Here is a 12,499-nt window from a genome sequence, read left to right on the forward strand (position 1 = left end):
AATATGACTACATTAAAAGGTGGCGAATTCCTAATCAAAGAAATTCCTGCAAACGAAATTTTCAGTCTTGAAGAACTGAGTGAAGAGCAAAAAATGCTTCGTGATTCTGCGAAAGAGTTTATCGATAGAGAGGTGATCCCGCATCACGATCGTTTTGAGAAAAAAGATTATGCATTGACAGAAGAAACAATGCGTAATCTGGGTGAAATGGGATTATTAGGAATTACCGTTCCTGAAGAATACGGCGGTTTGGGAATGGGATTTGTGAGCACAATGTTGGCTTGCGATTACGTTTCCGGAGGAAATGGTTCATTAGCAACAGCTTACGGAGCACACACCGGAATCGGAACATTGCCTACTCTTCTTTACGGAAGTGAAGAATTGAAAAAGAAATATCTTCCGGATTTAGCTACAGGAACAAAATTCGGAGCGTATTGTTTAACTGAACCTGATGCGGGTTCTGATGCAAACTCAGGAAAAACAAGAGCAAAATTATCTGAAGATGGAAAACATTATATCATCAACGGACAAAAAATGTGGATTTCTAATGCGGGATTTGCAGATACTTTCACTTTGTTCGCTAAAATTGATGATGATAAAAATATCACAGGTTTTGTAATCAACCGTTCAGAATTGGAGAACCCTGAAAGCTTAACTTTTGGTGAAGAAGAGCACAAATTAGGCATTCGTTCATCTTCTACACGTCAGGTTTTCTTCAATGATATGAAGGTTCCTGTAGAAAATATGTTGGGTGAAAGAAATAACGGTTTCAAAATCGCTTTGAATGCATTAAATGTTGGTAGAATTAAATTAGCTGCTGCAAACCTTGACGGACAAAGAAGGATTTTAAACCACTCTATTCAATATTCAAACGAAAGAAAACAGTTTGGTGTTTCTATTTCAACTTTCGGAGCGATCAGAAAGAAAATTGCTGAAATGTCGACTGGAGTTTTTGTAAGTGAAGCTGGATCTTACCGTTTAGCAAAAAATGTTGAAGATAAAATTGCAGAATTGGTTGCAGGTGGAATGGATCATCAACAAGCTGAATTAAAAGGTGTTGAAGAATTCGCTGTAGAAGCTTCTATTCTTAAAGTTTTCGTATCTGATCTTACTCAAAATACAGCAGATGAAGGAATTCAAATCTATGGCGGAATGGGATTCTCAGAAGATACCCCAATGGAATCAGCATGGAGAGACGCAAGAATCGGTAGAATTTATGAAGGGACGAACGAAATCAACAGACTTCTTGCGGTTGGAATGTTGATCAAAAGAGCAATGAAAGGTGAATTAGATCTACTTTCTCCGGCAATGGCGATCAGTAAAGAATTGATGGGAATTCCGTCATTCGAAGCTCCCGATTATTCTGCATTTATGAGTGAAGAAAAAGCAATTATTGCAAATCTTAAGAAAGTGTTCTTAATGGTTTCTGGTGCGGCTCTTCAAAAATACATGATGGATATTGAGAAACAGCAACATTTATTATTAAATGCTTCTGAAATCTTAAACCAAATCTACATGGCAGAATCTGCAGTTTTAAGAGCTGAAAAACACTTCTCTGCTGATTCTGTAGAAGCTGCAATGGCTCAGTTAAACCTTTACAAAGCAATTGACAAAATCATTGCTGCTGCAAAAGAAGGAATTGTTTCTTTTGCTGAAGGCGACGAACAGAGAATGATGCTTTCAGGATTGAGAAGATTTACAAAATATACAAACAGTCCGAATGTAGTTGCGTTAACTGAAAAAGTAGCTGCTCATTATATTGAAAAAGGACATTATTAGTCTTTATAAATAAATTTGATTTCAAAACGTCTCAATTTTTTGGGACGTTTTTTATTTTATATTTAAAATAATTTTTTCAAAAATGTAATAAACAAACGTATTCAGTTGTCTTATAATAATACTTGGAGTTTTAAGCCAATTTAAATTATTAAATCTGATAAAAATTTAAAACAATGAAAAAGCTATTAATAATCCCAATGTTAAGTTCTATATCATTTTCAGCACAGGTTTCTCCCAGAATACCTTTGAAAATTGATTCCATAAAGTTTCCGAAAATTGAAAAACCATTTATTGTAACACCTTTAGATGCATCAAAGTTTGATAGTTCTATTGCTAAATTGTATAAAATGCCTGTTGCAAAGCCGAAAAACCCTGAAATTTACTCCAGTTTAAAGGCTCCTAAAAAAGATACTACATTACATAAAATGCCCAACCTGTTGGATGTAGCAAAACCACCAAAATTAAGCGTAAAATAAATTAAGTGGCAATTCTGATTGTTGAAAAAATATCTTAAAATTTTTATCAAAACTATCAAGTTTTTCTAAGCTGTTTTATATTTTTGTATTCTATTTTTTCAAAAAGAATGACAAAAGAAGAACTTTTAAATAAAGCTATAAAAATTGCCGACAGAGCACATAAAGGGCAAAAAGATAAATATCATGCGCCCTACATTGCTCACGTAATGCGTGTGATGGAATACGGTAAAACAATGGACGAAAAAATCGTCGGTGTTTTGCACGATGTGGTGGAAGATCATCCTGAAGAATTCAGCTTTGAATATTTAAGATCTGAAGGTTTTCCTGAGTATATACTTTTTGCAATAAGCTGCCTTACAAAATTTGATCCTGAAGAAGTTTATGATGATTTCGTAAAAAGAACTGAAAGATCTTCTCTTGCTGTTGCGGTGAAACTCAATGACCTTCGTGATAATATGGATTTGAGAAGAGTAAACAGGGAATTAACTTCAAAAGATATTCACCGTTTCAATAAATATTTGAAAGCGTACCGATATTTATCAGAGAAATATTAGATTAATCTGCTCCCGGGAAATGATACGTTTTGTTGTCGTTATCGGTATCGTCGATATTGATATTTAGAGCAAAGTAAACAAAATGTACGTTTTTATTTCCTTTTGCTTCGAATTCTCTCTGCCATAAATAACCGCCAAGAATACCGAAGTTTTCATCGATTTGATATCCAAAACCGCCATAAACTCTGTTTCTTGCAAATGAAGGTTTCATGGGTGTAACGACAAAAACTTCATCGTAAACGTTTGCGAAAACTGTTCCTGGTGCAATTTTTTTAGCATTTAAAGGAACTGAAACATTCAGACGGTAACGGTAACGCATTCTCTCTGAATTCTTATCGGTTTGAGGCTCATAAAACCATGATTTTTCTGCACGGAATCTGTTTTCAAATTTTACAATTCCTTTTTTGAAATCAATTACATCCTGCAACCAAACACGGAATTCTTCCTTATTAATTGCGTGATCTTTGTAAGTTGCATATCGTCCTAAACCGATGAATGGTTTGTGATTTTTGGTAAGATTATATCCTAAACCTCCTTTTATTTCGTAATAATCAGGATAAGTATAGTCTTCAATACCTCTCAACTGTCCTTCAGCATAAAGGAAAAATTTTGGATGAAACTTATAGGTCAATGTCAAAGCGTTAAAAGAGGAAATATGTTCCTGTGCTTTGAAAATACTTAAACTAAAAAGTAGGCTTATGCTTAAAATAAGTTTCATCCAAAAAAATTTTTGCAAAATTATATCATTTAACGATTGGGTAATATTAAGTTTACTTAATATTAATATTGTAAGAAAAACCAATGTGAAACCACCTTTGAGGCATCGGTACACCAAAAGTTTCAGTGTATTCTGAATCAGTCACGTTATTGATTAATGCATATACAGAAAAGTCTTTTTTATTAAAGCTTAGCTTTTCATCCAGCAAATGATAACTGCCTAAATTCATCCTGTCGTTATATCTGTAAACCAATTCGTTGGTGAAGTATTTCAGAAACTTTGTCTGAAGCTTTGCTACAAACTGATGTTTCAGATTATCTAATGCATAACGTGAGTTTAGGTCGTTTAAATCTTTCAGCTTATTATCGATATAGGTGTAACCCAAAGTATATTTCATCCAATCAAAAACTTTATGATCGATTTCTACTTCAATCCCTTTTATTTCTTTGTTTCCGATATTTCTTGAGTACCAAACCGGGTCTTGCAGAGAATTTTTGATCCAATCAATAGAATTATTAGAATCTCTGTAGAAACCGCTGAATTTTGCTAAAATGCCTTTGTTTTGATATTGATATCCAATTTCTGCATAAACAGCATTTTCAGGTAAAAGATTAGGATTTCCCTGTTCTGTTTTGCTTATATAAAACAAGTCTGTAAAAGTAGGAACTCTGTGAACTTTTGAAATACTTCCAAAAACTTTATTATTCTGATAGAATGTGTAACCAACGTCTAAACCAGGGTAAAAGAAATTACCGTTAGTAGAATAATTTGCCCAGGAAGCTCCCGGACTGATATTTAATTTCTTATCAAAAAAAGAAAAATGATGCTCAAAGAAAACCTGTGTTACGAAACGTTCTCTGTCGCCCAGATTATTACTTGCCAAGAATTCTTTTCTTAATTCTACACCCAAACCTGTAGTTCCCAAACTTGATTGGTAGCTTGAATTCACTTCTCCGCCCACATTATTTCCGATGTGCATGTTTCTGTAGATTTCAGGTTTTTCTCTGTTAAACAGATACATATCCTGTCCTCTTCTCCAGTAAACATTAGAATTAAGTTTCAGTTTTCCGAAAGTTTGCTGATGGGCAATACTTAAAATGGAAGCCTGCAGTTCTTCATATTGCTCAGTTGCTTGTGGCGAAGAATAAAATCCGTTGGCTCCGAATTTCTTTTCAGAAAAACCAGCCTGTAATCTGATGTCACCATTTTTTATTTTTAATTGATTTTGATAGAATACATTTCTGATTTCAAAATCGGTATTATGTCTGTAACCTTGCGAAGAATTTGAATTAGCCTGTAAAGAATTTGAAAATTTTTCGTTCCCAAGATTTGCATTAAATCCGAAACCATACGTTTCATAATCACCTGCATTGGCGCTGATTTTTACATTTTTCCCAACGTGAGTTTTGGTAATAATATTGATGGCTCCTGCGTAAGCATTTTGCCCGAATCTTCTTGCTGATGGTCCTTTTATAACTTCTATTCTTTCAACATTATCCAAATCAACAGGAACGTTTAAAGAATTGTGACCCGTTTGTGAGTCATTCATCCTGATTCCATTGATTAGAATTAAAACCTGTTCAAAATTACTTCCACGGAAACCAACATCACTCTGCACTCCATTTGCTCCTCTCCTTCTGATGTCCATTCCGGGAATCTGCTGAAGAATTTCATCAATACTTGCAGCCGGAGAATTTAGAATTTCGTCCCTTGTAATTACAGAAATATTCTGATTGGCATTTTTATAGGTAGTTGCAATAAATTTCCCCTGAATTTCAACAGAATCGATTTCCGAAGTTTTTACCTGTGCATCGAGTGCACAAAACGTAGCAAGAAAAAATACAGTTCCGAACTTCTTGTTCATAATACTTGTTGATTTATTTTTGAAGTTCTCAAAATTAAGAGTCTTTAACAAAACCAAAAAATGATAGATATCATAAAAAAAGATGCATGTAAATGCATCTTTCATGGGCTTAGAAACCTTTTTTATCTTTTTTTCATTAAATGTGTAATAAAATGTCTGAAAAGTGCTCTCATTTTTTTTACTATTTGGTTGGTGCAATTTTACAAGAAAAATATTTACAAAACAAGAGATATTGTTAAAAAAATAAAAGGTTTTTATGTTAATTTATTATATAAAATATTATAGATTGATTTATAGTGATTTAAAATATTCTTATTCAAATTAATAAAAATTGAAGAATTAATTCTTTTAAGAAAATCCGGCAAAAATTCGTATTTTTGTTAGTCTTAATTTTACTATGGCTTCAACAACAGAAATAAATATTAAAAAACAGGTTTTCGTTAAAAATGCACATCTTAACAACCTGAAACACATTGATGTTTTAATCCCGAAAAATAAACTGATTGTCATTACTGGGGTTTCCGGAAGCGGAAAATCTTCATTGGCTTTTGATACAATTTATGCTGAAGGACAGAGGCGATATGTAGAAAGCCTGAGTTCTTATGCACGTCAGTTTTTAGGTAAATTAGAAAAACCAAAAGTTGATGACATCAAAGGTTTGGCTCCTTCAATTGCTATTCAGCAGAAAGTAATTTCTTCAAATCCAAGATCTACTGTGGGAACTTCTACAGAAATTTATGATTATATGAAGCTTCTTTTTGCGAGAATCGGTAAAACTTTTTCTCCGGTTTCAGGTGAAGAAGTGAAAAAAGATTCGGTAACCGATGTGATAGATTTTATTAAGAATTCAGAAAATAATGTTCCGTTTTTACTGACAGCGCCGTTAAATTTTGATGTTGAAAGCTTTACAGATACTTTAAATGTTTTAAAACTGGCCGGTTTCACAAGGTTAGAAGTCAACGGAAATCTTGCCGGAATTGAAGATCTGGAAAGTTTTGGTTTCACTCCCGAAAAAGGTATGGAAATCAATTTAGTGATCGACCGTTTTTCATATGAAGAAGATGAAAGTTTCCTTCAGCGATTGGCAGATTCTATTCAGATGGCTTTTTATGAAGGTCACGGCTATTGTTCTTTAAAAAATACAGAAACCGGAACTGTAAAAAACTTTTCAAATAAATTTGAGCTCGACGGAATAGAATTTCTTGAGCCTAATGTTCATTTTTTTAGTTTTAATAATCCTTTTGGAGCTTGCCCAACTTGTGAAGGTTATGGAAAAGTAATCGGAATTGATGAAGATCTTGTTATTCCAAACAAAGCTTTATCGATTTTTGAAGATGCTGTTGCTTCCTGGAAAGGGGAAACAATGAGCGAATGGAAAAAAGATTTTATTAAAAAAGCGAAAGACTTCCCTATTCATAAGCCTTATCATCAATTAACTAAAGAGCAGAAAAATTATCTTTGGAAAGGTGATGGTAAAAGCACTTTCCCTTCTTTGAATAATTTCTTCAAAATGCTTGAAGAAAATTTATATAAAATCCAGTATCGTGTTATGTTATCGCGTTACCGTGGTAAAACGCTTTGTCCGACTTGTGAAGGTTTACGTTTGCGTGAAGAAACAAGCTGGGTGAAAATCGATGGAAACAATATTCAGTCGATGATTGAGCTTCCTTTGGATGAACTTTTACCATTGATCCAATCTTTAAATCTTTCAGAACATGATAAGGAAGTTGCTAAAAGATTATTGTACGAAATCACAACCCGTTTAGAATTTTTACTGAAAGTTGGTTTAGGTTATTTAACAATCAACAGAACTTCAAATACGCTTTCTGGTGGTGAAAGTCAGAGAATTAACCTTGCTACAAGTTTGGGAAGTTCTTTGGTTGGATCTATTTATATTTTAGATGAACCTTCGATTGGTTTACATTCCAGAGACACCGAAAATTTAATTGAAGTTTTAAAAAATCTTCGTGATATTGGAAATACGGTAATCGTTGTGGAGCATGATGAAGATGTGATGAAAGCGGCAGATTATATTATTGATATTGGCCCTGAAGCTGGATATTTAGGTGGTGAGTTGGTTTTTGCAGGCGATTATAAGGAATTGAAAGATGCCGATACACTGACTTCAAAATATCTTACAGGAAGACTTGAAATAAAAGTTCCTGAAAAGCGAAGAAAAGCAAAAGAATTTATTCATATTAAAGGAGCAAGATCCAATAATCTGAAAAACATTGATGTAGATATTCCTTTGGAAAGTTTAGTAGTTATTTCGGGAGTTTCGGGAAGTGGAAAGTCTACTTTGATGAAAGAAATTCTGACGAACGACATTCAGATTCAATTGGGAATGGGCGGAAAAAAAGGCGATTACGATTCTGTAGAATTTCCAAAAAAACTGATTAAGCATATTGAATTGATTGATCAAAACCCTATCGGAAAATCATCGCGTTCAAATCCTGTAACCTATCTGAAAGCGTATGATGATATTCGTGATCTGTTTTCTAAGCAGAAAAGTGCTAAAATGATGGGGTACAAGCCAAAACATTTTTCATTCAACGTTGATGGCGGAAGATGTGATGAATGTAAAGGTGAAGGCGTAATCAGTGTTTCGATGCAGTTTATGGCAGATATCGAGCTTGAATGTGAAGCATGTAAAGGAACCCGTTTTAAAAATGAAGTTCTGGAAGTAAAATTTGACGAAAAAAACATTTCGGATATTCTTCACATGACGGTGGATGAAGCATTAGAATTTTTCAGAGAAAATAAAGAAGATAAAATCGTTACAAAACTGACTCCGCTTCAGGATGTTGGTTTGGGATATTTACAGCTCGGACAGAGCTCTTCTACCCTTTCAGGTGGTGAAGCGCAACGTGTGAAATTGGCTTCGTTTCTAGTAAAAGGCGTTACAACCGATAAAACGTTATTTGTTTTTGATGAACCTTCTACCGGATTACATTTCCATGATATTCAAAAATTATTAAAATCTTTACAGGCTTTGATTGATCTCGGCCATTCTGTGATTGTTATTGAGCATCAACCGGATATTATGAAATGCGCTGATCATATCATCGATATTGGTCCTGAAGCCGGAAAATACGGTGGAGAAGTTGTTTTTGCAGGAACTCCGGAAGATCTGGCAAAGAATAAGAAATCGCATACGGCGAAGTATATTGCTGAGAAATTGTAATAATATCATGAAATTTCTCTTTTCAACATTAATAATTTTATTCATCAGTTCTTGTAAAAAGGATGATTCAAAACATATTGAAAAGAGAGATTTTATTGTTTCTAAATTTAACGATGATATTGAAAAACATTTTCAGGAAGCGAAACTGAAAAATCCTGATTTAGCTATAATTAAAGAAATTAAATTTTACGATTATCCAAAAGGAGCTGTAAATTTTATCTTTTTGAAAGATAACTCAGTTTATTATTATAATGAACAGCTTTTCAGTTTAATATGCGGAACTGGATTAGAAAATTTAAAACCGGCAAAAAGAGTTTTATCTTCAACAGTTTGAAAATTATAAAATACAGTGAAATTTACAATCTTTTAAAAGCGAAAGCTGCAGTAGAAAAAATGAAAGATGGTCGACAAAATTTGCGACATTTATCTTTTGCTTTTGAAAATGATACCATTAAAAATTATAATATCTCCAAGCTTTTACAAGATGTTGATAGCTTATGTTATCATTCCTATACAGTAAGAAAAATTGCCCCTTTTGAAATAAGTGCTTTAAGTAAAGCAAAATAATTCCTGACTTATCCACAAAAAATTGTGGATAACTTGTGAATTTTAACATTAAATTTATATTTCGTATTAAAAATATTCCTACATTTACTATGTAATAAAAATGACATGAATCTTTTTCTTGCCTTTTTCGACTTCGAAATCGCAATTAAATTTGAAATAAAAATTTAAGCACAGCATCGTCGGCTGTGCTTTTTTGTTGTTGTCTAATTAAAAAATGAGATGTATTTATCTACTGAATCCGCTTCTAAAGAGCGGATTCTTTTAGTCTTTAGATTTTACAAAAGCTTTCTCCTTAGAAATCCAGATTCCATTGATGACGTTTTGATCACGATAAATCCATACATTGATATATTTCAAATCTTTAGATTTTTCAAAATCGGCATCGAAAACAATTAATTCTATTGGATCACTATTTTTCGTGTAATCTTTTATATAAGCTGAATTAAACTTGATGTAATTGATTTTTCCTGATTGATTTACTTCTTCGCACTTCTTTTCATAATCACCAAAAAGTTTTCGCTCTAACCTTTTGTCTAAAATAAAATTTATGAACTGAGAATAATCTTTATTTTCACATTTTTTGTAATATTCTTTGATGAAATTTTCACTCACATTTATTCTTTCAGTACTGATTTTAGAACTGCTGATTTTTGTGTAATTTTTTTGTGATAATGCAAACAACGAACTTGTTATCGCAAGTAGAGTTATAATTTTTTTCATGTCTATGTGTTTAAAGACAATCAAATGTAGAGATTTAAATCAGTAAATCAAAAATGATTGATAAAATAAAAACCGACAGGCAATGCTTATCGGTTCTTGAAAAATGAAAAATTAATATGGATATGAACTATTTGATGTTTTTAGAATCATTTTTAATTCTGAAGCAAATTTATATTTATTTAGACTAAATATAAATAATATTCAACTGACTTTTGTCAGTTTCTCACATTTAGTTCATCTTTCTCTCTTGTTAGTTGGTCAAGCTTTTTCAATAATGTCGGCATTCTATATAGGCCGTGCATATTTTCTACATTGGTTTTAGCTTCTTCAACATCGAATCCAATCGCAGTAAGGAATAAAGGTGTTTTACTTTCACCTCGAAAAACCGTTTTTCTCAGATCGTCTTCACTTGCAAATCCATTTTTAGCAATACCGATTACAGGATATTTCTTGTTTAAAGATTCGTAAAGATAACCACCTAATCCTATTTTTCCTGAATTATCTAATGTGACATAACCGTCAACAATAATAAGATCGCCTTCTTTTAAATCGATTTTTGTTAGCAAACTCAAAATACAGGGCAATTCTCTTTTGTAAAAAGCTCCACTTTCATAATCAGAACTGATTTCTGTATTTTCTGAATAGATAAAGCTTTCCATTTCAGAACTCAAGTTTTCAAAGGCAATGCAGACTGTTTTTGCAAAGTCTTCGTAATAAAAAGTATCGAATGCGTAAATCATCTTTTAAGAAATAAAAAATTCTCCGAAATGCCACAAAACTCCTGCCGGATCAAGAAGAAAACACTCTTTTCCCCAAACTTCAGTCTTTGTGGGAACTAATCGGATTGTATTATATTTTTCTTTTAAATTTAAAGACACAAGCTCTTCCCAATAGAGATCTACATTTTCTATTTCAAGGAAAATCATGGTGTTTTCAATCCATTCTTTGGCATAATAATCTTGCAAATAAAAGGCAAAATCCCCTTTTTTAAACACTGAAAATTTGGGATCGATCTCAACTTCTTCAAACCCTAAATCCCTGTAAAATGCTCTGCTTTCGGCAAAGTCTTTTGAACCGATAAAAGGTCTTATCGATTTTATTTTTTGATTCATATTGTTTTGTTGTTTGTCCAGTTCTCAAAAGTCATTTCAAACTTAATTTCATTTTTACCGTGAATTCCTATTTCGTTCCAGCCAGATTTTCGGTAAAAAAGTTCTGCTCGTGTATTTGGAGAAGTTCCAAGCCAGACGTTATCTTTTGTTTTAGCAAAGTACCAATCCAGCATAATATCGTGCAGTTTCTTGCCAATTCCTTTCTTTTCAAAATCGGGATCAACAAACAGTGCCCAAATATTATTATCTTTTAAATCTACAATCGAAAAACCTGTAATTTTTCCGTCGATTTCGCAAACCCAGCCTTTTCCTCTTTCTTTAATAAACTCTTCACAGTCTTTATCAGTCACAAGATCAGGATTTGACAAAGTATTTTCCTTAACAGAATTTCTTACCACCTGAATTTGAGGTATATCTTCTACTCTAGCTTCACGAATAATCATATTTGAATTTTAAAAAACGAAATATTATTTCTTATCTACCACAATTCTTGCTTCACGATTGGCCAGTTCCCAAGCTGTCGTAAAAACCAGTTGTGTTCTTTTTTGCAGCAAAGGAAAATCAATTTTCTCAACATCATCTGTTGGTTTGTGATAATCTTCATGAATTCCATCAAAGAAAAATGCTACAGGAATACCGTGCTTCGCAAAATTATAATGATCAGAACGGTAATACAATCTGTCTGGATCTTTCGGGTCATCATATTTATAGTTCAGTTCCAGATTGTTGGTCTTTTTGTTGGCTGCTTCATTAATAATTTTCAGTTCTGAACTCAACATTTCAGAACCAATCACATACACATAATTTTTTCCTCTGTTTGCAATATCATCTCTTCCGATCATGTCAATATTTAAATCTGCCACTGTGTTTTCTAAAGGAAAAACAGGATTATCCGAATAATAAGACGATCCGAAAAGTCCATGTTCTTCTCCAGTTACATGTAGAAATAAGATTGATCTTTTGGGACCATTTCCCGCTTTTTTAGCACTTTGAAAAGCTTTGGCAATCTGCATTACCGCAACCGTTCCGCTTCCATCATCATCGGCTCCGTTATAAACCACTCCGTTTTTTGTTCCTACGTGATCGTAATGTGCCGAAATCACAATAATTTCTTCAGGTTTTTCGCTCCCTTCAATAAAAGCCAAAATATTTTCGGAATCCGGTAAATTTCCACCACCTCTTTTATTCATATAAGAAGACGGAACTTTTTGATAATAGAAAGTTAAATTTTTGGGAAACGAAATTCCTAAATCTTTATAAAAATTGATGATGTACTCGCCTGCTTTTTTCTGACCGGGACTTCCCGTATCTCTTCCTTCCATTTCATCAGATGCAATGACGTATAGATTTTTCTTTAAATCTTTTAGTTTAATTCTTTGATACGCTTTATTAAAAGCTTTTTCACTTTTTAAATTATTTGAATTTAAATGTTGATCTGAATTCTGATTTTGTGTTGAAATTGCTGAACTTCCACAGCTTGTAAGAAGTATTGCTGAAAATATAGGGAGAAGTAATTTCTTCATGG

13 protein-coding genes are annotated in these 12,499 nt (G+C 32.9%); 6 read left to right on the top strand and 7 right to left on the bottom strand.

The annotated features are described in order from the left end of the window. Positions 1-3 precede the first annotated feature (3 nt). The 3 genes from FDY99_RS21560 to FDY99_RS21570 all read left to right on the top strand — a co-directional run bounded on the left by FDY99_RS21560 (position 4) and on the right by FDY99_RS21570 (position 2,809). A complete protein-coding gene (locus tag FDY99_RS21560; protein WP_139423668.1) occupies positions 4-1,779 on the top strand; it encodes an acyl-CoA dehydrogenase family protein in 1,776 nt (591 codons plus the stop codon). A 173-nt stretch (positions 1,780-1,952) separates the two neighbouring features. After that, a complete protein-coding gene (locus tag FDY99_RS21565; RefSeq protein WP_139423669.1) occupies positions 1,953-2,255 on the top strand; it encodes a hypothetical protein in 303 nt (100 codons plus the stop codon). Positions 2,256-2,362: 107 nt separating this feature from the next. Next, complete coding sequence (locus tag FDY99_RS21570) at positions 2,363-2,809, top strand: phosphohydrolase (RefSeq protein WP_139423670.1); 447 nt, start codon at positions 2,363-2,365, stop codon at positions 2,807-2,809. Position 2,810: 1 nt separating this feature from the next. Here FDY99_RS21570 and FDY99_RS21575 read toward each other — a convergent pair whose 3' ends face one another. Together FDY99_RS21575 and FDY99_RS21580 are read right to left on the bottom strand one after the other, a co-directional pair. Further along, on the bottom strand, positions 2,811-3,527 hold the full coding sequence (locus FDY99_RS21575) for a DUF2490 domain-containing protein (RefSeq protein WP_139423671.1): 717 nt from the start codon (positions 3,525-3,527) through the stop codon (positions 2,811-2,813). A gap of 52 nt (positions 3,528-3,579) precedes the next feature. Further along, on the bottom strand, positions 3,580-5,391 hold the full coding sequence (locus FDY99_RS21580; RefSeq protein WP_139423672.1) for a TonB-dependent receptor plug domain-containing protein: 1,812 nt from the start codon (positions 5,389-5,391) through the stop codon (positions 3,580-3,582). Positions 5,392-5,788: 397 nt separating this feature from the next. Between FDY99_RS21580 and uvrA the strand changes: the two genes are divergently transcribed. Genes uvrA through FDY99_RS21595 form a run of 3 tightly spaced genes read left to right on the top strand, consistent with a single transcriptional unit; the run spans position 5,789 to position 9,142 of the window. Continuing rightward, positions 5,789-8,575, top strand: coding sequence for an excinuclease ABC subunit UvrA (uvrA, locus tag FDY99_RS21585; RefSeq protein WP_139423673.1), 2,787 nt, complete (start codon positions 5,789-5,791; stop codon positions 8,573-8,575). Positions 8,576-8,582: 7 nt separating this feature from the next. After that, the gene (locus FDY99_RS21590; RefSeq protein WP_139423674.1) at positions 8,583-8,909 is read left to right on the top strand and encodes a hypothetical protein; all 327 of its coding nucleotides are present in this window, start codon (positions 8,583-8,585) and stop codon (positions 8,907-8,909) included. Continuing rightward, entirely contained in the window at positions 8,906-9,142 is a 237-nt protein-coding gene (locus tag FDY99_RS21595; protein ID WP_139423675.1) for a hypothetical protein, read from the top strand. The genes FDY99_RS21590 and FDY99_RS21595 overlap by 4 nt, the downstream gene beginning before the upstream one ends. A gap of 261 nt (positions 9,143-9,403) precedes the next feature. Here the strand turns inward: FDY99_RS21595 and FDY99_RS21600 are convergent, their stop codons facing one another. The 5 genes from FDY99_RS21600 to FDY99_RS21620 all read right to left on the bottom strand — a co-directional run bounded on the left by FDY99_RS21600 (position 9,404) and on the right by FDY99_RS21620 (position 12,497). Then, positions 9,404-9,862, bottom strand: coding sequence for a hypothetical protein (locus tag FDY99_RS21600; RefSeq protein WP_139423676.1), 459 nt, complete (start codon positions 9,860-9,862; stop codon positions 9,404-9,406). Positions 9,863-10,077: 215 nt separating this feature from the next. Further along, positions 10,078-10,602 (bottom strand): endonuclease V, encoded by a 525-nt coding sequence (locus tag FDY99_RS21605; protein ID WP_139423677.1) that lies wholly within the window; start codon positions 10,600-10,602, stop codon positions 10,078-10,080. Positions 10,603-10,605: 3 nt separating this feature from the next. After that, a complete protein-coding gene (locus FDY99_RS21610; RefSeq protein WP_139423678.1) occupies positions 10,606-10,974 on the bottom strand; it encodes a VOC family protein in 369 nt (122 codons plus the stop codon). Next, complete coding sequence (locus FDY99_RS21615) at positions 10,971-11,417, bottom strand: GNAT family N-acetyltransferase (RefSeq protein ID WP_139423679.1); 447 nt, start codon at positions 11,415-11,417, stop codon at positions 10,971-10,973. Before FDY99_RS21615 ends, FDY99_RS21610 begins: the two co-directional genes overlap by 4 nt. A gap of 24 nt (positions 11,418-11,441) precedes the next feature. Beyond that, positions 11,442-12,497: a M28 family metallopeptidase gene (locus tag FDY99_RS21620; protein ID WP_139423680.1), complete on the bottom strand. Its 1,056-nt coding sequence runs from the start codon at positions 12,495-12,497 to the stop codon at positions 11,442-11,444. Between the last annotated feature and the right edge of the window lie 2 nt (positions 12,498-12,499).

Origin of the sequence: Chryseobacterium mulctrae, from assembly GCF_006175945.1 — a bacterium.
Lineage (GTDB): Bacteria > Bacteroidota > Bacteroidia > Flavobacteriales > Weeksellaceae > Chryseobacterium > Chryseobacterium mulctrae.

Excerpts from the sequence above, each read along its gene's own strand:
- FDY99_RS21605 (WP_139423677.1), bottom strand. The coding sequence starts at position 10,602 with ATGATTTACGCATTCGATACTTTTTATTACGAAGACTTTGCAAAAACA.
- FDY99_RS21615 (WP_139423679.1), bottom strand. The coding sequence starts at position 11,417 with ATGATTATTCGTGAAGCTAGAGTAGAAGATATACCTCAAATTCAGGTG.
- FDY99_RS21610 (WP_139423678.1), bottom strand. The coding sequence starts at position 10,974 with ATGAATCAAAAAATAAAATCGATAAGACCTTTTATCGGTTCAAAAGAC.
- FDY99_RS21565 (WP_139423669.1), top strand. The coding sequence starts at position 1,953 with ATGAAAAAGCTATTAATAATCCCAATGTTAAGTTCTATATCATTTTCA.
- FDY99_RS21620 (WP_139423680.1), bottom strand. The coding sequence starts at position 12,497 with ATGAAGAAATTACTTCTCCCTATATTTTCAGCAATACTTCTTACAAGC.
- FDY99_RS21560 (WP_139423668.1), top strand. The coding sequence starts at position 4 with ATGACTACATTAAAAGGTGGCGAATTCCTAATCAAAGAAATTCCTGCA.
- uvrA (WP_139423673.1), top strand. The coding sequence starts at position 5,789 with ATGGCTTCAACAACAGAAATAAATATTAAAAAACAGGTTTTCGTTAAA.
- FDY99_RS21570 (WP_139423670.1), top strand. The coding sequence starts at position 2,363 with ATGACAAAAGAAGAACTTTTAAATAAAGCTATAAAAATTGCCGACAGA.
- FDY99_RS21590 (WP_139423674.1), top strand. The coding sequence starts at position 8,583 with ATGAAATTTCTCTTTTCAACATTAATAATTTTATTCATCAGTTCTTGT.
- FDY99_RS21575 (WP_139423671.1), bottom strand. The coding sequence starts at position 3,527 with ATGAAACTTATTTTAAGCATAAGCCTACTTTTTAGTTTAAGTATTTTC.
- FDY99_RS21580 (WP_139423672.1), bottom strand. The coding sequence starts at position 5,391 with ATGAACAAGAAGTTCGGAACTGTATTTTTTCTTGCTACGTTTTGTGCA.
- FDY99_RS21600 (WP_139423676.1), bottom strand. The coding sequence starts at position 9,862 with ATGAAAAAAATTATAACTCTACTTGCGATAACAAGTTCGTTGTTTGCA.